Raw genomic sequence first — 18,662 nt, 5'->3', positions numbered from 1 at the left:
TATATGGCTGCAAACTCCAATCAACCACAACCTGTTCACGGCGCGTACGTTAACGAGCAAGATATTGATGCTGTAGTTCGGAATTATGGGGCGGTTATGAAGAGCTAAAGAGAAGCAACTTGAAATTGCCTTTACATACAAACCTGGCTGAAGGGGAGTTTTCACCTACGGCATGGGGGACTCTGTACGAGCTTTCCTCGAAAAAATCATCCAAACATTGAGTGAAATACATGGGTGACTTCCCGCGCGCGCCTGATACATATTTATTTCGAGCAGGATTACTACTAAGTTAAGCCCACCTTGCAAGTGGGCCTTTGGTTAACGTGGGTTCAAAAATCATCACTATGGAAATTGCTGGTTAACTGGTCTCATCACGATTTGTTCGATTCCCTTCACCCGCTCCATTACCGTTTTTCCCCACTATCTATCCCAATCCGATCGCGGTTTGTTTCCCCGTTACCGCCAGTTCGTCGGCAAGCACCTCGAACAGCACGTCGATTTCCTGCTGGGTGTTGTAATGCATCATGCCGATGCGCAATACGCCACCGTCTTGCAAACCCAACTGCTGAATCAATCCCAGCGCATAGAAATGTCCGCTGCCGACGCAGATATTGTGCTGGCCTAGCCGACGGGCGATCGCTTCAGGCGCATGGCCGCTAAAGGTCAGGGCAAAGGTCGGCGTGCGGCTATCCGCCTGCGGGCAGCCGTAGAGCCGCACGCCGCCGAGTTGCCGCAGGCGCTGTAAAAAATGGCGGCACAGCCGTTCTTCATGCCGGTGATAGTCGGCGAAGCTTTCCTGCAACCGCTGCCTTAGCGGTGCACCCGGCGTGCCCCACTGCGCCAGATAGTCGATGGCGGCGGTGACGCCGGCGAGCCCTTCAAAGCTCTGGGTGCCGGTTTCAAAACGCCCGGGGCCAAGGTCGGTGGCCGGCTCCACTTTGTAGGGCTGCAATCGCTGCAGCCACTGCGGGGCGATATAGGCCATGCCGATATGCGGGCCGAAGAATTTATACGCGGAACACACCAGGAAATCGCAACCCAGCGCCTGCACGTCGATCAGGTTGTGCGGGGCGTAGTGCACCGCATCGACATAAACCTGCGCGCCCACCCGGTGGGCCGCTTCGGTGATGGCTTTGATATCGACGATGCTGCCGGTGACGTTAGAGGCGTAGCTGACCGCCACCAGCCGGGTTTTGGCGGTGATCCTGGCGCACAGCCGGGCTGCGTCCAAAGAGCAGTCCGCGGGCTCCAGCGGTATTTGGTGCACGGTGACCTGCTTATCGGCGGCGGCCTGCTGCCAGCTGGAAACGTTGGCGTAGTGATCCAGCGCGGTAACGATGATTTCATCGCCGGCCTGCCAGCTGCGGCTGATGATGCGGCTGAGGTGGAACGTCAACGAGGTCATGTTCATGCCAAAAACGATGTTATCGGGCGTTGGCGCATTTAATAAGGCGCGCACCGATTCCCGCGCATGGTCCATCACCTCGGTCGTCCTGTGGCTGGAAAAATAGTGTCCGCCCAGGTTGGCGTTATATTTCCCCAGATAATCGGTCATTTTTTCCAGTACGCCTTGTGAAACCTGAGAGCCGCCCGGGCCATCGAAAAAGATAACGGGTCGATCGTCATGGCGTTGGCGCAGCGCGCTGAACTGGGCTCGGGCGAGTTCGGGAGTGAAGGTCATGCTTTCGCTCCCCGCGCGGTCAGGACAAAGAGATCCAGATAGCCTGCTTCTTCCGGCTCGACGGCGCTGATCGGCGTGGCGTTATGCCAGAGTTTGCTGTCCGCCAGCAGCACGGCCTCGCCGTCCGCCAGCGCTTTTTTAAAGAAGGGATCATGGTGGCTGTCGTCGTACAGCATGATTTCGCCGCCGACGATATTGTGCCGGTGAATGGCGATCATCGCGATATGGTCGAAGCCGTCCTGATGAATGCCTTCCGGCGCTACCTGAGTGTCTTTCTGTACGGCGACGACGCGCATCTGGTGAATTTCTATCTCCGCCCCGTCAGGCAGATCGTTGCTTTCGGCGAACAGGCTGCACATTTCCTCCATGCCGACGCTTTGCAGCACCGCGCTGTCAATCGGCTCGAAGCGGCGCACCACGTTGCCCTGAAAGTGATTGATCTCGTCAGATTGCACGAAATTGCGCGGCCCCGCTTCGACGACGCGGCCGCCGAGGTGTTTGACTACCGAATAGCGGCGCAGGCGGTATTTGCCGTCGGCGTGCTGCGTATGGGGCAGTGAGGAAAACGAGGGCATTAGTTGTTGGGTGGCCTGATGGCTAAGTACAGTCATACTTATTACGTTTTCGTGTTTCTGTAACATAATAACCTCTGGTTTTAATAAATTATGATGTTGTAGGGAGGTATTTCGATTGAATTGTAGTCGACACTATAATCGGCGCAATTTTTAGCCGGCGTTGGCCGTCGCCACGCCAGCGCCGCTGTAAACGAGGATGAACGCAGCGGGGGGAAATGACGGGGGATGCGGCGGCGCGCCGTAATGACTGAAAATGGCGGAGTTAACGCTTTTTATGGCTTAACTTCGCGAAAAATGGAGTAAATTCGTCAATCGTTGCCAAATCGCTCGCGGGAATCGCGGATAGCGGCGGCATTCGACAAAATCCACTCCCACATCGGCAGCATGTTGAGCAGAATGCCTTCCCCAATGGGCGTTAATTGATACTCCACATGGGGATGCGGATATTTTTGCTGGTAATCATGCCGGCTGATCAAGCCGTCGCGTTCCAAATGGCGCAGCGTTCTCGTCAGCATGCGCTGCGTCACGCCGGCCAATGCCCGCCCAAGTTCCGCATGGCGCAGCGGGCCGCGCGTACCCAGGGCGTAAATGATGCTCAGGGACCAACGGTTGCCGGTATGCGTCAGCACTTCACGCTTTAGGCCGTCATCTTCATCGCTGAGCGCGCTGCATATCGCGGCGAATTTTTCTTTCTGTTCATCGCTGAGTTCCATTTCTTCCTCCGGTATCAACGCTGTACCTGATTGCCGCCCGATGGGCAGGCTGACAGGATAGGCCGACCAATACAGCAGGAGAGAGTATGAGCATCTCAAATCATCGTCAAACATCAGACATCCTCATTTTGGGGGCCGGTGAGCTCGGCATGGCCATGCTGCGGGGATTTGTCGGGGAGCGCCTACGGCAGCCAGGCGTGCGGCTGAGCGTGCTGCTGCGGCCCGCGTCGCCCGGCAACGCCGCGCCGGAAAATCAGGCGCGGCTGCAGCAGCTTGCCGCATGGGGCATCGCGGTGATTACCGCCGATTTCAGCCGCCAATCGGCGGCGGAGTTGGCGGCAATCTTCTCCCGCTATGATGCGGTGATAAACTGCAGCGGATTCGTGGGCGGCAAAGGCACGCAGCTTAAAATTACCCGCGCGGTGCTGATGGCCGGGGTCGCCCGTTATGTTCCCTGGCAGTTCGGCGTGGATTACGATCGGATCGGCGGCGGCAGCGGCCAACCGGTGTGGGATGAGCAGCTTGCGGTGCGGGCATTGTTGCGCGAGCAGAGTGAAACGCAGTGGCTCATCGTCTCTACCGGCATGTTCACCAGTTACCTCTTCGAGCCGGGCTTCGGCGTGGTGGACTTCGAAAACCGCCGCGTTAACGCCCCCGGCAGCGCGGATTTCGCCGTCAGCCTGACCACGCCCGAAGATATCGGCCGTTTGACGGCGAGGATTTTTTTCCACCGGCCGGCTTTCGGTAACGACGTCGTTTTTATCGCCGGCGACACGCTCACCTACCGCCGGCTGGCGGATTTGCTGAGTGAACATGAGCGGCGGCCTTATCAGCTGGCGGTTGAAGAGATGCCGCAGCTGCGCGCCGCGGCGCAGGCGGATCCCGCCAGCCTGACGGCGGCCTATCGGTTGGCCTTTGCCCGCGCCGAGGGCGTCGCCTGGGATAAAGCCATCACCTACAACGCCCGCCACGGCATCGCGGTGACGGATGTCAGGGGATGGCTGCGGGACCATCGGCCCGCGGGGTGAGGCTTATTGTCGGCCTGGGCGCATAACGTGACCCAGGTTAGGTTTTGGGGGATAACCCTTATGGATGTTGCGCGTTTTACTATAATTCCGAAGCGTAGCTATCCCGAGGCCTTGTGATGTTGTTGAAAATAAACGCAACAAAAACAATCCTCTTCCCCAATAAGGATACTCATCATGAAGCATGTCAGAAATTTCGCCGCCGCCTGCCTGTTTGCCGCGTGGATAGTGCCGGGGGCCGCTGCGGCCGCCGATGCGGCCCCGCTGGCGACCGGCATTGTCAGCAGCGGCGTGGCCGAGGCGCAGGTGACCGAGGCGCTGCGCCACGGCGAAATCCTGACTATCAAGGTGCGCTTTAAAGGCCTGAAGGACAACCTCAACGGCCAGGCCCTGTATAGCAGCCTGGATAAAGACGCGCTGGAAAAGTCGTTCTATATTCTGGTCGGCAACAAAAAGTATCTGCTGCTGACCGACAGCAATAATGTCCCGCTGGCCTCACCCAGCGTGCCATACCGTTCGAGCCAGGGCGTTCCCTATGTCGCCACCTGGTTCGGCAGCTTCCCCGCGCCGCCGGCGGACGTGAAAGAAGTTTACCTGACCCTGGAAGGGGTCGAGCCGCTTGGCCCGATCGCCATCACGGATCGCTGAGCGATGAACGGCTTAGGGAAACTAACCCGTGCGGGGTGGCTGGCCGCCTTCGGGCTGGCCGCCTTCGGCGCAGGCGCAGCGGATGGGGAGGGCGTCTCGGTGGGGAAACCGGTGATCCTGGATCTCAAGGCGACCCGGCTGGATTTGCAAGGCCTGCCCTCGGGGCTGAATGCCGGCGTGCTCGATCTGCAGAGCAAGGCGGAGGATCTGGCCAGGAAGTCCGCCGACATCTCGGTCCGCAACAGCAAGACCGCCGTGACGCTGTCGATACGCAGCGACGTGCTGTTCGCCTTCGACAGCGATGCGATAGCCGATAAAGCGGAGCCGGCGCTACGGCAGGTGGCCGAATTTATCGCCGCCGATCCGGCCGCCAGGGTGAAGATCGAAGGGCATACCGATGCGGTGGGCAGCGAAAAGTACAATCAGGATCTGTCGCGACGTCGCGCCCGGTCAGTGGCGGCCTGGCTGACTGCACATGGCGTTGAGCCGTCTCGCCTGAGCGAACGGGGCAAAGGTGAAAGCCAACCGGTTGCCGGCAATGACACCGAAGAGGGGCGGGCTAAAAATCGCCGGGTCGATTTTATATTGCCGAAACCCGCCGGCGGCGGCTGAGCCGCACCGCCGGCGGTCTTCTGCTTAGCTGCGCTTAAACAGCTGCGCCGCCTGGAACAGCCCGAAGGAGCTGACCAGCATCTCAATCCCGACAATCGCCGTCACCAGCGTGACCGAAGCCTCCGGCCCCGAACCGATCAGCATCCAGGCGATGATCAGATCCAGCACCCCGATAACGAACTGCAGCCCGTTGCCCGGCTGCCCGCGGCGCATATAGCCCGCCGCCAGCCGCGCAATGCCGCCGAGCGCGAACAGCACCGCCAGATACACCGCCAGCGCCAACACGCCGACCATCGGGCTGGTAACGAAGACGTAGCCGATAATCAGATAGGCCACCCCCAACAGGATGCCGCCGATCATCGGCCAGGTGTTTTGCGCCCGGTTGGCCAGCATGCCGACGATCAGCGCCGCGCCGCTCAGCAACAGCAATATGCCGACCACCATGCTCAGCGCCGCGCCGGAGGCGAAGGGGTTAATCAGGCACAGGATGCCGCCCGCCAGTAGCAGGAAAGCGATGATCAGCAGGGTGGTTCGTTGCTTTTTGAGCAGTTCCTGGCTCAGCGGGGGCAGGTTGTTGCGGTCGAGATTTAACATGACAGTACTCCATTTCGTCGTGTGGTAATCAATCAGTCATCCTTACCTGTTCAGCATAGACCTTTTAGGGGTTTTTGACTGGTCTGACGCAGATGTTACTATGGGCGGCTGACGCGTATCGGAACCCCGGAAAGCATACAGAGGACTGGATTTGAGCACAGGAAGCAAATTTGCATGGTGGCGCCGCGCCGCGGTGTGTCTGGCATTGGGCCTGCTGTTGGCCGGTTGTTCGGGCAAAAACAGCTACCACCGCGACTACGACAAACTGCCGAAGGGCAGCTACAGCGGCAAATCCTACACCGTCAAACGGGGCGATACGCTGTATTACATCGCCTGGATCACCGACAGCGAAGTCAGCGATCTGGCCAGAATCAACAAGATACGCCCGCCATACAGTTTGGAAGTGGGGCAAAAGCTGCGCCTGAGCGGCAGCGCGCCGACCCGAACCGCCTCAAACCGTCGCAAAAACGCCGCCTCCGCCAAGGTGCTGGCCAAGCAGACGCCGCCGCCGGGCGCTTCCCGCTGTTGGCGCTGGCCCGCCAGCGGGCGGATCGTGCAGGCCTATTCCACCGCCGACGGCGGCAATAAGGGCATCGATATCGCCGGCAAGCGCGGCCAGCCGATTTACGCCTCCGCCAAGGGCAAGGTGGTGTACGTCGGCAACCAGCTGCGCGGCTACGGCAACCTGATCATGATTAAGCACGGCGAAGACTTCATCACCGCCTATGCGCACAACGACAGCACGCTGGTGCGCAACGGCCAGGACGTGAAGGCCGGGCAGAAGATCGGCACCATGGGCAGCACCGGCACCGATTCGGTGTTCCTGCACTTCCAGATCCGCTACCGCGCTACCGCGCTGGATCCGCAGCGCTATCTGCCGCCGCAGGGCTCGTCACCGTCCTGCTAATCTTGACACCCAGGCCCGCTCCCCTTCAGGAGGCGCGGGCCTGAGGGCGGATTATCTCCGCTTCCTGCCGCACAGCCAGATCAACGCCAGCAACAGCACTGCCGCCGCGCCGATGCCCGGCGCCATATAGGGCTGCAGCCTGGCCAGCAGCGGCACCGGGCCGCCGTTGCGCAGTTCCGCCACGTCCGCCTCGCTCACCTTCACCGCCGGATTGCCGTAATGCTGCAGCACGTAGTTGCTGACGGCGGCGATTTGCTTATCGCTCAGCGGGTTCACGTAAGACTGCGGGCCGAAGTTCGGCATCAGCACGTCCTCGCCGCCGGCCTTGCGCTGCACGCCGAACAGAATGGCGGAGATCAGGTTGGCCGGGTTGCCTGAGCCGGTGGCGGTGTTGTTGAACAGCGAAGGATAAGCCTGATTTTTGCTGCCGCTGCCGTCCGGCTGATGGCAGCTGGCGCAGTTGCCGCTGAACAGGGCCGCGCCGTCGGCGACGGTATTGTTGGCGTTGGCGGCGTGCAGGCCGCGCAATGCCGGCTCGACGTTGAACGCCTGGCCAAAGCCGTCGGCGGCTCGCGTATCCTGCGGGTCGCGCACCGGCGCGGTGCTTTTCAGGTAGACGGCGATGGCCTGCAGATCTTGCTCCGGCAAGTATTGCAGGCTGTTCTCCACCGCTTCGGCCATGCCGCCCGCCGCCTGGTTTTTACCGGCGACGCGGCCGGTTTTAAGGTACTGCACCAGCTGTTCATTGCTCCAGCCGCCGATGCCGCTGACGGCGTCCGAGGTGATGTTCGGCGCATACCAGCTGCCCACCATGCCGCCCGCCAGCGGCCGGCCGGCGTCTTCCGCCATCAACAGGTTGCGTGGCGTATGGCAGGTATCGCAATGCCCCGGGCCGTTGACCAGGTAAGCGCCGCGGTTCCATTGCTCGCTTTGGCCTGCGTCGGGCTGGAAGCGGCCCTTGTCCATGAACAGCAGGTTCCAGCCGGCCATGCTGAAGCGCAGGTTGAACGGGAAGGGCAGTTCGGTCGGCGTGTTTTTCTGCTCCGCCGGTTTCACCGCATGCATAAAGTAGGCGTAGAGCGCGTGGATGTCTTCATCGCTCAATTTGGTGTAGGAGGTGTAAGGCATCGCCGGGTAGAGGTAGCTGCCGTCGGCGCGCACCCCTTCGCGCACCGCGCGGGCGAACTGCCGTTCGCTATAGCCGCCGATGCCGTCCTTCGTCGACGGCGTGATGTTGGTGGAGTAGATGACCCCCATCGGCGAGTCGATGCCATAGCCGCCGGCGAAGGGAGTACCGCCCCCCGGCTGGGTATGGCAGGCCTGGCAGTCCGAGGCGATGGCGAGCCGTTCACCCTGTTTGATCAACGCGCCCTGGTCGGCGGCGCAGGCGCCGCCGCTGAGGCCGAGCAGCGTCAGGGCCAGTCCAAGCTGTTTCTTCATGATTTCACCGCCAGCGCCCGGGCGATATCGTCGGCGGCCTTGATGCCCAGCGCCGCCATGGTCAGCGTGCTGTTGACCACGCTGGCGGAAGGAATGGCGCCGCCGCCCGGCAGCCACAGATTGGCGTGATCGTGGGTGCGGCAGTTGCCGTCAACCACCGAGTCCTGCGGATCTTTGCCCATGATGGTGCCGCCCATGATGTGGTTGTTGGCGTTCAGGCTGGTGGTGATCTTGAATTCATCGGCATCGAACAGCTGCCCGATGTGCGCCAGCTGCTTATGCGCGGCTTCCGCGCCTTTGCGCACATAGTCGCCGACGTCGTAATGGATATCCGGGCACGGCAGGCCGTGGGCGTCCTTGCGGGTGGCGCTGAGCGTCAGTCGGTTGTTCGGGTCTGGTAACGGTTCCAGACTGATCGACAAATCGACCCCGTAGGCCGCGCGCCGGCGGATTTCTTCGTCCAGCACCTGCCCCACCAGGCCCTGCTCCAGCGCTTTTTGCGTGGCGGGGACTATCTGGTTGATATTGTTGAGTATCATCTTATTGGCGGAATAGTCTTTACGGAACTCGCCGTCGCGCGGCCCCACCAGGCAGCTGCTCTGCGCCGGTCCGCGGCCGAGCCACAGCGGTTCCTTCGCCAGGAAGGTACAGTGGAAACCGGAATGGTCCATCATATTGCGCCCGACCTGATCGGACGAGTTGGCGATGCCGTTGGGGTTTTGCTTATTGGCGGCGATCAGCAGCAGACGCGGCGTTTCTATGCCGTTGCAGGCCAGCGCGAAGGCGTTGGCGGTGGCTTTGTGCGAGCGCTTTTGGTTGTCCAGCCAGTGCACCGCGGTGATGCGGTTCCGAGCGTCGGTATCGATTTTATAGACCACCGATTCCGCCAGCACCACCGCGCCTTTCATCTCTGCGCGTTCGACATGATGGATGCCGTTGTACATGGCGCCGATCGGGCAAATGGGTTGGCAGTTGTTGTTGCCGCAGCAGGTTGGGCGGCCTTTCCACGGGCGAATGCTGCGCCCCTGCGGGATGGGTACCGAGCGATAGCCGTGCGGGTTGACCACCTCGGCGAAGCGGGTGTCGCCATAGGCCCAGGGCACCATGTCCATCGGGTAAGGTTTGCTGCGCTCGACCGGCGACTGTTGGGCCGGGTCGTTGGGGCCGGCGACGCCGATTTCTTCTTCCGCGCGGCAGTAGTAGGGTTCGAGATCGTCATACGAAATAGGCCAGTCGCGGCCGACGCCGTACAGGGTTTTCATCTGGAAATCGCTCGGCAGGTGGCGCCAGCAGGAGGCCGCCCAGTGCCAGGTGGTGCCGCCGACGGTGCGCAGATAGCCTTGTTTGAAGCTGCCGGCGCTGGGGCCGCTCAGGGCCACGTAGTTGTTTTCCGGGAAGTAGAGCGGGGCGGTGGCGTATTCCGACTGCGGGTACAGCCCCTGGAAATCCGAACCGGCCCGGTTATCGAACGGCATGTTGCGCCAGTTTTCCACCGCCTGGGCGCGATCGATGCGCAGGCCCGCTTCCAGCACCAGTACGGAATAGCCCTGGCTGACCAGTTGATCGGCCATGATGCCGCCGACGATGCCGGAGCCGACGATCACGATATCGGCCGATACGTCGCCATCGGCGGTAAATTCAGGTTTTTTCATCAGTTTAATCTCAGCGTGCGGGAGTCATGGTCATCGGCGGCGCGGCGGTCCACCACAGCGGGCCGTTGCCGCAATAGGTCGGCACGATCAGCGCATCGCTGGCGGGGCGATACATCAACGCATCTTTGTAGGCGATCAGCACCGCCTGCTGGCCGTGGCCGACGGTGCCGGTGTACCAGGCGCTGACGATGGCGGTGATCACCTCCTGCAGGCCGGCCTGCACCGCGAGCGTTTGCAGCTGAGCGGCGCTTTGTTCCGGCCGCAGCAGGGCGCTCAGGCGCTCAATGCGCGCGGAGAAATCCGGCGTGGCGTTGCTCAGGGCGGTGAAAATGCGCGCCGACATGCCCTGGTCGATATCGCGGTGTTCGGTAAGGGTTTGGGACAGAGTGAAGAAACGCGCGAAGATCAACGGGTTACCCGCTGCGGTTTGCTGCTCTGCCTGGGTCAGGAACGGGTAGCCGAGCAGGGAGGTGGCGACAAGGGCGGAAGCCATGCCGATCAACAGGTCCCTTCTGCTGAAACCGGTTCCATTTTTGGATGAACTGACGTCATCGCTGGGTAACGCTGTGCTCATGGTGAGTTTCTCGCAACTGGTGTTAAAGCCTTGGTAGGCGAAAAGCGGATGGGCTTCGGGTACAAAGTAATGAAATAGAGCAACTTTATGGTTATTGATTAACCAATAATTATTTAGTGTCTAATAATTTTCGTGGATATTAACTTGCTGATAACTTCTCAACAACAAAATTCACGGCGGCGCCGGGGAAGATCGCACTTTAAGGATAAATAGCGGCGGCGGGCGGGCGCTGAAGATCAAAAACTCGCCGTTTCACGCCCCCGGTCGGCGCGCGGCGGCGGATTGCCAAGGCTTTTGTCGCCATACATGCCAGAATGGAGTAAAGCCGATGCCGCAATTCTGACTGAGAAGATAATTATTACATTATGGATCGTTCCCGTTTATTGAAGTTCCTGCTGCCCTATCTGTGGCCGAAAGACAACCCCAGACTGCGTTGGTATCTGCTGGTGGCCTTTATCTTCATGGTGATCGCCAAGGTCAGCACCACTCTGGTACCGCTGGCTTACAAAGCGATGGTCGATGCGCTGAGCGGCGACACCGCCAAAATGCTGGCCATTCCGCTGGGGCTGATCGTCGCCTATGGCGCGGCGCGGGTGGGCGGCGCGCTGTTTGAAGAGCTGCGCAACGTGATGTTTATCCACGTCAGCCAAAACGCCACCCGGCTGCTGGGGCTGCGGGTGTTCAGGCAGCTGCATGCGCTGAGTCTGCGCTTTCATCTGGAACGGCAAACCGGCGGGCTGTCGCTGTCGATTGAGCGCGGCACTCAGGCGGTGGCCACCGTGCTGTCGCGGCTGCTGTTTTCCATCGTGCCGATCCTGTTCGAACTGACGCTGGTGTCGGTGATCATGTGGCATATGCTGAACGGCTGGTTCGCGCTGGCGATCCTGGCCACGGTCTGCTGCTATATCCTGTTTACCGTGACGGCGGTCAGCTGGCGCACCCGTTTCCGGCGCGAGCTCAACAAGGCCAACGCCGACGCCAACAGCAAATCCATCGACAGCCTGCTGAATTACGAAACCGTGAAGTATTTCGGCAACGAGGAGTTTGAGGCCGAGCGCTTCAATATGTCGCGCCGGCTGTATGAATACGCCGCCATCAAGAATCAGTTCAGCTTTACCGCCTTGAACCTCGGCCAGACGGCGGTGATCTCGGTCGGCCTGATCGTCATGATGAGCATGGCGGCGCAGGGCATCGTGCAGGGGCGAATGAGCATCGGTGATTTTGTGCTGGTGAATGCCTATTTGCTGCAGCTCTACCAGCCGCTGAACTTCTTCGGCTTTATTTACGCCGAAGTGCGGCAGGCGCTGATCGACATGGAGAACATGTTCGATCTGCTGCAGGAAGAGCAGGAGATTGTCGACGGCCCGAATGCGCAGGATCTGCGTCTCGGCCAGGGCGAGGTGCGTTTTGATGCGGTCAGCTTCGGTTACGATCCGCGGCGGCCGATCCTCAAGCAGGTGAGCTTCACCATCCCGGCGGGAAAAACCGTGGCGGTGGTGGGCGCTTCCGGCGCCGGCAAATCGACGCTTTCACGCCTGCTGTTCCGCTTCTATGACGTGAACGGCGGCGCGGTTGCCATCGACGGCCAGGATATTCGCCAACTGACCCAGACCAGCCTGCGACGGGCTATCGGCATCGTGCCGCAGGATACCGTGCTGTTTAACGATACGCTGCGCTACAACATCGGCTACGGCAAAACCGGCTCCAGCGATGAAGAGATCGAACGGGCGGCCCGGCTGGCGCATATCCATGATTTCATCGTCAGCCTGCCCGACGGCTATGACACCCGGGTGGGGGAGCGCGGCCTCAAGCTGTCCGGCGGCGAGAAGCAGCGGGTGGCGATCGCCCGTACCATCCTGAAAAACCCGGCGATTTTGGTGTTCGACGAAGCGACCAGCGCGCTGGATACCCAAACCGAACGCGAGATCCAGGGGCACCTGCGCGAAGTCAGCCGCAACCACACCACGCTGGTGATCGCCCATCGCCTCTCTACGGTGGTGGATGCCGATGAAATCATCGTGCTGGAGGCGGGCGAGATCGTTGAGCGCGGCGGCCATGAAGCGTTGTTGCAACGCAATGGCCGCTATGCGGCGATGTGGCAAAACCAGTACAGCGAAGAACCCTGACCCAGCGGCAGGGCGGCCGGCGCGCCGCCTTTGCCCGTCAGAGCTCGCCGGTCAGATACTGCGCCACGCCATTGCCGAAGCTCCAGTCCCCTTTCGCGTTGGTGACTATCGACACCATCAGATCGCCGCCTTCGATGCCGCAGCTTTCTTTCAACTCGCGCTGCAGCTCGGCGTAAAACCGCTGCTTCTGCTGCTCGCTGCGCGGGCTGGTGAACACCCTCACCACCACCAGATTGCGACTGCGCGTCAGGCCCAGGCCGGTATCCTCGATCACCATCTGATGAGCCTTGTTTTCATGAACAATCTGGTAGCGATCGCGCTCGGGCACCGCAAAGGCGCTCAGCACCGCGCGGTGGGCGGCGTCGAGCAGGGTTTGCAGTTCAGCTGGGCTGCGGCCCTCGATGACGTCAAAGGTAAGCAATGGCATTTTATAATCCTGTCAGTGGGTTGGCTTGTTTGCGGCAGGCGGGCTGCCGGGGCCATAGTAAGGCGATTTTTTACGCGGAAGAAGCGCTATACTTGAACTCATTGTTTACTTAAATGAACAGTCGGCGATGAAAAATCCGAAGATTGAAACCCTGTGGACCCATTTGCATTGGCTTACCGTGCTGGCGGAGCAGGGCAGTTTCACCCGCGCGGCCGAGCGGCTGGCGGTCAGCAAGGCGGCGATGAGCCAAAAGATCAAAGAGATTGAAACCCTGGCCGGGGTGCCCCTGGTGCAACGCACCACGCGCAGCGTCCGGCTGACCGAGGCCGGGCTGCGGCTGGTGGAGGAGCTGCGGCAGCCGTTTGCCCAGATCAAACAGAGTTTTTCCGGCGTGTGCGATTCGGTCGGGCCGCTGCGCGGAGCGATACGGGTGACTGCGCCGGTGGCGTTTGCCCGCCAGCAGCTGGTGCCGCGCATCACCGGTTTTCTGCGCGCCAATCCGCAGGTGCGGGTGCAGTTGGAGGTGTCCGATCGGCTGGTGTCGTTAACCCGCGAAGGCTTCGATCTGGCGATCCGTCACAGCGACAGCCTGCCGGACACGCACGTCGCCTGGCGGCTGTGCCCGACGAAAACGCTGGCGGTGGCGGCCGTCGATTATATCCGCCGGCACGGCATGCCGGCGTCTCCCGCCGAGCTTGAACAGCATCAGTGTCTGTACTATCCGCGCGGCGGCGAACAGCCGAGCTGGCGTTTTGTCGCCGACAACCCGGCGATGGGCGGGGAGGTGCGGGTGCCGGTCAGCGGTCCTTTCGCCACCAACAATAGCGAATCGATACGCGACGCCGCACTGGACGGGCTGGGGATTGCGCTGCTGCCCGATTTCAGCGCGCAGCAGGCGCTGGCGAGCGGCCGATTGATCGAGGTGCTGCCGGGGTGGCGCCCGGCAGGCGCCTTCGCCGATGCGCTTTACGTGGTGCGCCCTTACGCATCGCCGGTGCCGCGAACGGTTGCGGCGTTCGGCAGTTATCTGCGCGGCGCTTTCGCCGACGGATTCGCCGCCGATTGAGCGGCGCCTAAAATCTGTACCACATAGTCGCAGGCGATGCGGCAGTCCAGCTTCAGATCCGTTTCGCTGCCCGCCAGGCTGCCGCGTAGCCACAGGCCATCGATCATCGCCGCCAGCCCGCGCGCCGCGACGCGCGCCTGCCGCTGCGGCAGTTCACGGCGAAACTGGCTGCAGATATTGGAATAGAGACGGCGATCGTTGGCGCGCTGCAGGCGGCGCAGCGCCGGTTGATGCATGCTGGCGGCCCAGAAGTCGAGCCAGGCGCGCATGGAAGCGGCGTTGGTCTGGCTGGGGTGAAAGTTGCCCTGAATGATGGCAAACAGCTGTGACTGGCTGTCGCCCGCCGCGCGGGCGCGGCACTCGGCGACCGCGTCGCGCAGATCGCGCAAGATCCTGCGCATGGTGGCGTTCATCAATCCTTCCTTGTCGCCAAAGTAATGGCTGACGATGCCGGTCGAAAGACCGGCCTCTTTCGCCACCTGCGACAGGGTGACGCCGGCCAGTCCGACCACGTTGATGGCCTCGAAGGCGGCGTTAATCAGCTGCTCCTTGCGCTGCTCCGGAATGTCTCTGCGGTACATATTTTCCCCGATTGATAGGCAAATCACAGTTTGAGTTTGATTGATTGAACGTTCAATCAATACGCTATATGCTGCAAAAATGTCAAATAAATGGCGATACAATGTTAACAGTAAGTTGCATTCAAATCGTCTGCCGTTCGCACCCTGGAATCCTGCCCATGACAGCAAAAAGTCCCTCATCGCTCGGTGAAGAACCGATTAGGTTAAATGCTCCGGTGTTTTTCGGTTCGGCGGCGGTGATCCTGCTGCTGGGCCTGTTGATCGTGCTGTTCCCCGCCGGCAGCAAGCAGTGGCTGAATCAGGCCCAGAGCTGGGTCGCCGACGTGTTCGGCTGGTACTACATGCTGCTGATGGTGGTCTGCATGGCGTTCGTCTTCTGGCTGGCGCTGTCGCGCTTCGGCCATATCCGCCTCGGGCAGGATGACGAACTGCCGCAGTTCAGCTACCCCTCGTGGGTGGCGATGCTGTTTTCCTCGGGCATCGGCATTGCGTTGGTTTACTACGGCGCCTACGAGCCGCTGGATCACTTCCTGTCGCCGCCGGAAGGCAACGGCGGCAGCGTGCAGGCGGCGCGCCAGGCGATGGCGCTGACCTTCCTGCACTGGGGGCTGCACGGCTGGGCGCTGTACGCGCTGATCGCCACCGCGCTGGCCTATTTCGCCTACTGCCGCGGCCTGCCGCTGGCGCTGCGTTCGGCGCTGTATCCGATCTTCGGCGAACGCACCCACGGCTGCGTCGGCCACCTGGTGGACAGCTTCGGCATACTGGTCACGGTGATCTCCATGGTGACCAACCTGGGGATCGGTGCGCTGCTGGTCAACTCCGGTCTGTTCTACCTGTTCGATATCCCGCAAAGCACCGGCGTGCTGCTGGCGCTGATCGTGGTGATGATGGCGGTGGCCACGCTGGCGGCGGTGACCGGCGTCGAAAAAGGCATCGCGATGCTGTCCAACGTCAACGTCGGCTTCCTGTGCCTGCTGCTGCTGTTCGTGTTTCTGGCCGGGCCGACGCTGAACCTGGTCAACGGCATGCTGCAAAACGTCGGGGATTACCTGACCTCGATCGTCAGCAGAAGCTTCGACATGTATCTGTACGGCAAGGCGCGCCAGTGGCAGGGCGCCTGGACGCTGTTCTACTGGGCCTGGTGGGTGGCGTGGGCGCCGTTTGTCGGCCTGTTTATCGCGCGCATTTCAAAAGGGCGCACCATCCGCGAGCTGATCTTCGGCGTGTTGTTGATTCCGCTGGGGTTCACGCTGGCGTGGCTGTCGATCTTCGGCAACACCGCCATCAGCCTGGTGCTGGAAGGCGGTCAGGCGATCCTCGGCCAGGTGGCGGTGGCCGATCCGCCGATGGCGGTGTTCAAGCTGTTCGAATACCTGCCTTACACCCAGCTGACCGCCGGCTTTACCGTGGTGATCAGTTTCGTGCTGTTCCTGACGCCGGTCGATTCCGGCACGCTGATGATTGCCAATCTCTCGTGCCAGGGCGGCTCCGCCCAGGACGATGCGCCGGCCTGGCTGCGCATCTTCTGGGCTGCGGTAACCACCGTGGTGTGCGTCGGCCTGCTGTACGCCGGCAGCTTCAGCGCGATGCAAACCGCCGTGGTGCTGTGCGGGCTGCCGTTCTCCGCGGTGATCGTGCTGTATATGGTCAGCCTGCATAGGGATCTGCACCGTTACGCCCTGCGGCCGGTGGCGTCCTGAACCGGCTTACTCCCCGTCGCGCGGCCGGTGATGAACGTATTCGATCTGGGTGCCGTCCGGCAGGCGGGCGTTGAAACAGGCGCCGGTGGGTACCTCCACCGGGCCGAAAAATATCTCGGCGCCGGCTGCCAGCAGGCGCTGGTGATAGGGGTAGATATCATCCACCAGCAGCGTGCCCAGGGTGCTGCGGAAGGGGCGAAGGTTTTCTTCCGAACCCTCCAGGATCAGAAACGGCCCGACGGCCGCCAGCACCAGCCGGTGCTCGGGAAAGTCAAAGCGCATGTCCGCGGTGACGCCGTGCAGCTGTTGGTAGAAAGCGATGGCGCGGTCAATTTCCCCTTCGCCGACATATACCCGGATCAGCACGCGCGGCTCGCGCAGCGCCGAAGAGTCGGCGGTCTTGCGCCAGAAACCCGCCTTGGTCAGTGTTGCCGTCATGATGGTTCTCCTGAGTCACTCTTGCCAACCAGCATAATGCGGCCATTTTACCGGCGCGATTAGAACGAATTGGCATGAGCTAGCGGCGGCGGCCATAACGGCCCGGGGTCAGTGCGCGGTTCAGCGGAAAAGTGACGTTTGCTGTGATTCGCATCACGCTCTGCAGCTTTGCCATCGTTAAGCTAATTTCGCGTTAGCCAGCGGCGCGGCTTTCCCTCATTAGAGTTAGCTCGGTGCGCGGAGAATAAATAAGTCGCAATAATTCAAATAATAAACCTGCTGCTGCGGCCAGCGGAACAGGGCTAGCCGAAGAGATATCAATAACAGCCGCTTAAGTTTGATTGGTTAATTTATTCATGAATTTCCGGTTGGCCTGCGGTTTATTGTTTTGAAAAGTACCTGGAAATAAATCTTAGCCGATTAAAAACAAGTAACTATAAATTAATTGGGTGATTTTTATGGCGTTTTAATATGCCGATGGCGGCGTGTGTTTTATCCCAGGGCGGCCGGCTTGACAGCGCCGTTAGCTGGGATAAGTTTATCTCATTAACATGTTAATAATTTAGCGTCGTATTTATAAGTTAATCAGGGATAAATGACTCTATGAATAAATCGTCTGGGCAGCGTTCGACATTGCGCGAAGAAAACCGTTTGCTGGTGATCCTGTTTTTCGTATTTGGCTGCGTGTTTGTCGATCGTCTCACCATTTCATTTCTGTTTCCGATGATTGCCGCCGATCTGCAGCTGAGCAACGTGCACCTGGGCACCCTGTCGGCGGTACTGGCGTTGACCTGGGCGCTGTCCGGCGCCGGCCTGGGGGCGATTGCCGATCGCTTCGATATTCGCAAGCCGATGCTGATCGTCTCGATCCTGGTGTTTTCCCTGTTCTCCGCGCTGTCGGGGCTGGTGAGCGGTTTCGCCATGTTGCTGATCTTCCGCGCCCTGATGGGGATCGCCGAAGGGCCGGTCCTGCCGATCGCGCAATCGCTGATGGTGGAGAAATCGCAACCGCAGCGGCGCGGTTTCAATATGGGCATGATCCAGGGCGCGGCGCCGGGATTATTAGGCGGAATTATCGCGCCGCCGCTGATTATTTATCTGGCGCAGACCTGGGGTTGGAGCATGGCGTTTCATTTGACCGCCGTGCCGGGCGTTATTTTAGCCTGGCTGATTTATAAAAATGTTAACGGCAAAAAAGATCCCGCTTTTATCGCCGTGCCGGCCGCCAAGGCCCCGGCGGAAAAGGGCGCTTATCGCCAGCTGTTCAACATTAAGAATGTGGTGTTGTGCATTCTGATTTCCTGCGTTTTCGTCACCTGGTTTATGGTGATCATTACCTTTACCCCCAGTTTGCTAGTGACGGATCGCGGCTTCGGCGAGGGCGCCATGGGCGGGGTCATGAGCGCCATCGGCGCCGCCTGGGTGTTCTGGGGCGTCGCGGTGCCGGCCATCTCCGATCGCCTCGGGCGCAAGCCGACGCTGATTTTCTTTTCGCTGCTGGCGATCTGTTGCCCGCTGTTTCTGAGCTACGTCGACAACCTGTGGCTGCTGGGCGGGCTGGTGTTCCTGTCTTATACCGGCCTCGGCTGCTTTACCCTGTTTATGGCCACCATCCCGTCCGAAACGGTATCGCCGGCCCGCATCGCCACCGCGCTGGGGTTGGTGATGGGCATTGGCGAAGTGATCGGCGGCTGTTTGGCGCCCTTTATCGCCGGCCTGCTCGCCGACCGCTACGGCCTGGTCAGCGTGATGTGGCTGGCGGCCATCGGCGCCGCCTGCGCCGGCGTATTGAGCTGTTTTCTCGATGAAACCGCCCCTGCGGTGCTAAGCCGCAGAGCGTTGAAAACCGAAGGCGTCGCCGATGCCTGAGCCGGTTTTTCCCCCTAATCAATCAAGGAGA

The 18,662-nt window shown here is 60.8% G+C and carries 18 protein-coding genes; 8 read left to right on the top strand and 10 right to left on the bottom strand.

Annotated features, from left to right (window positions below; genetic code table 11):
* Window positions 1-424: 424 nt before the first annotated feature.
* The 3 genes from D7I37_RS02385 to D7I37_RS02375 all read right to left on the bottom strand — a co-directional run bounded on the left by D7I37_RS02385 (window position 425) and on the right by D7I37_RS02375 (window position 2,969).
* Entirely contained in the window at window positions 425-1,681 is a 1,257-nt protein-coding gene (locus tag D7I37_RS02385) for a cysteine desulfurase-like protein (protein WP_129543245.1), read from the bottom strand.
* A complete protein-coding gene (locus tag D7I37_RS02380; RefSeq protein WP_231922093.1) occupies window positions 1,678-2,292 on the bottom strand; it encodes a 2OG-Fe dioxygenase family protein in 615 nt (204 codons plus the stop codon). Before D7I37_RS02380 ends, D7I37_RS02385 begins: the two co-directional genes overlap by 4 nt.
* 272 nt (window positions 2,293-2,564) lie before the next feature.
* Window positions 2,565-2,969 carry a helix-turn-helix domain-containing protein gene (locus D7I37_RS02375; protein ID WP_061796912.1) on the bottom strand — a complete coding sequence of 135 codons (405 nt, stop codon included), beginning with the start codon at window positions 2,967-2,969 and terminating at the stop codon, window positions 2,565-2,567.
* Window positions 2,970-3,055: 86 nt separating this feature from the next.
* Here D7I37_RS02375 and D7I37_RS02370 point away from each other — a divergent pair, with 86 nt between their 5' ends.
* The 3 genes from D7I37_RS02370 to D7I37_RS02360 all read left to right on the top strand — a co-directional run bounded on the left by D7I37_RS02370 (window position 3,056) and on the right by D7I37_RS02360 (window position 5,254).
* A complete protein-coding gene (locus tag D7I37_RS02370) occupies window positions 3,056-3,997 on the top strand; it encodes an aromatic alcohol reductase (protein WP_129543244.1) in 942 nt (313 codons plus the stop codon).
* A 174-nt stretch (window positions 3,998-4,171) separates the two neighbouring features.
* Window positions 4,172-4,642, top strand: coding sequence for a hypothetical protein (locus D7I37_RS02365; RefSeq protein WP_061796907.1), 471 nt, complete (start codon window positions 4,172-4,174; stop codon window positions 4,640-4,642).
* Window positions 4,643-4,645: 3 nt separating this feature from the next.
* Window positions 4,646-5,254: an OmpA family protein gene (locus tag D7I37_RS02360; RefSeq protein ID WP_095099082.1), complete on the top strand. Its 609-nt coding sequence runs from the start codon at window positions 4,646-4,648 to the stop codon at window positions 5,252-5,254.
* A gap of 24 nt (window positions 5,255-5,278) precedes the next feature.
* Here the strand turns inward: D7I37_RS02360 and D7I37_RS02355 are convergent, their stop codons facing one another.
* Window positions 5,279-5,848, bottom strand: a complete 570-nt coding sequence (locus D7I37_RS02355) for an HdeD family acid-resistance protein (RefSeq protein ID WP_129543243.1) — start codon at window positions 5,846-5,848, stop codon at window positions 5,279-5,281.
* 151 nt (window positions 5,849-5,999) lie between these two features.
* On the opposite strand from D7I37_RS02355, the gene actS reads away from it, so the two are divergent.
* On the top strand, window positions 6,000-6,755 hold the full coding sequence (actS, locus tag D7I37_RS02350; RefSeq protein WP_095099080.1) for an amidase activator ActS: 756 nt from the start codon (window positions 6,000-6,002) through the stop codon (window positions 6,753-6,755).
* A 51-nt stretch (window positions 6,756-6,806) separates the two neighbouring features.
* Here the strand turns inward: actS and D7I37_RS02345 are convergent, their stop codons facing one another.
* The 3 genes from D7I37_RS02345 to D7I37_RS02335 are packed head-to-tail and all read right to left on the bottom strand — an operon-like array spanning window position 6,807 to window position 10,421.
* The gene (locus tag D7I37_RS02345; protein ID WP_061796899.1) at window positions 6,807-8,195 is read right to left on the bottom strand and encodes a c-type cytochrome; all 1,389 of its coding nucleotides are present in this window, start codon (window positions 8,193-8,195) and stop codon (window positions 6,807-6,809) included.
* Window positions 8,192-9,847 carry a GMC family oxidoreductase gene (locus D7I37_RS02340; RefSeq protein WP_129543242.1) on the bottom strand — a complete coding sequence of 552 codons (1,656 nt, stop codon included), beginning with the start codon at window positions 9,845-9,847 and terminating at the stop codon, window positions 8,192-8,194. The genes D7I37_RS02345 and D7I37_RS02340 overlap by 4 nt, the downstream gene beginning before the upstream one ends.
* Before the next feature lie 10 nt (window positions 9,848-9,857).
* Window positions 9,858-10,421 (bottom strand): sorbitol dehydrogenase family protein, encoded by a 564-nt coding sequence (locus D7I37_RS02335; protein ID WP_061796895.1) that lies wholly within the window; start codon window positions 10,419-10,421, stop codon window positions 9,858-9,860.
* A gap of 365 nt (window positions 10,422-10,786) precedes the next feature.
* On the opposite strand from D7I37_RS02335, the gene D7I37_RS02330 reads away from it, so the two are divergent.
* Window positions 10,787-12,547 carry an ABC transporter ATP-binding protein/permease gene (locus D7I37_RS02330; RefSeq protein WP_061796892.1) on the top strand — a complete coding sequence of 587 codons (1,761 nt, stop codon included), beginning with the start codon at window positions 10,787-10,789 and terminating at the stop codon, window positions 12,545-12,547.
* 37 nt (window positions 12,548-12,584) lie between these two features.
* Here the strand turns inward: D7I37_RS02330 and D7I37_RS02325 are convergent, their stop codons facing one another.
* Window positions 12,585-12,974 (bottom strand): tautomerase family protein, encoded by a 390-nt coding sequence (locus D7I37_RS02325; RefSeq protein ID WP_061796890.1) that lies wholly within the window; start codon window positions 12,972-12,974, stop codon window positions 12,585-12,587.
* A 127-nt stretch (window positions 12,975-13,101) separates the two neighbouring features.
* Between D7I37_RS02325 and D7I37_RS02320 the strand changes: the two genes are divergently transcribed.
* Window positions 13,102-14,040 carry a LysR family transcriptional regulator gene (locus D7I37_RS02320; protein WP_129543241.1) on the top strand — a complete coding sequence of 313 codons (939 nt, stop codon included), beginning with the start codon at window positions 13,102-13,104 and terminating at the stop codon, window positions 14,038-14,040.
* On the opposite strand, the gene betI is transcribed toward D7I37_RS02320, so the two are convergent.
* A complete protein-coding gene (gene betI, locus D7I37_RS02315) occupies window positions 13,998-14,621 on the bottom strand; it encodes a transcriptional regulator BetI (RefSeq protein ID WP_061796887.1) in 624 nt (207 codons plus the stop codon). The genes D7I37_RS02320 and betI overlap by 43 nt on opposite strands.
* 158 nt (window positions 14,622-14,779) lie before the next feature.
* Here betI and D7I37_RS02310 point away from each other — a divergent pair, with 158 nt between their 5' ends.
* On the top strand, window positions 14,780-16,324 hold the full coding sequence (locus tag D7I37_RS02310; protein WP_129543240.1) for a BCCT family transporter: 1,545 nt from the start codon (window positions 14,780-14,782) through the stop codon (window positions 16,322-16,324).
* A 6-nt stretch (window positions 16,325-16,330) separates the two neighbouring features.
* On the opposite strand, the gene D7I37_RS02305 is transcribed toward D7I37_RS02310, so the two are convergent.
* A complete protein-coding gene (locus D7I37_RS02305) occupies window positions 16,331-16,762 on the bottom strand; it encodes a VOC family protein (RefSeq protein WP_061796883.1) in 432 nt (143 codons plus the stop codon).
* A 603-nt stretch (window positions 16,763-17,365) separates the two neighbouring features.
* Here D7I37_RS02305 and D7I37_RS02300 point away from each other — a divergent pair.
* Complete coding sequence (locus tag D7I37_RS02300; protein WP_242502752.1) at window positions 17,366-18,631, top strand: MFS transporter; 1,266 nt, start codon at window positions 17,366-17,368, stop codon at window positions 18,629-18,631.
* Window positions 18,632-18,662 lie beyond the last annotated feature (31 nt).

This window comes from Serratia sp. 1D1416, from assembly GCF_003641105.1.
Lineage (GTDB): Bacteria > Pseudomonadota > Gammaproteobacteria > Enterobacterales > Enterobacteriaceae > Serratia > Serratia ficaria.
Note: the sequence above shows the minus strand (reverse complement) of the source record. Positions and strands in the feature narration are given on the sequence as shown.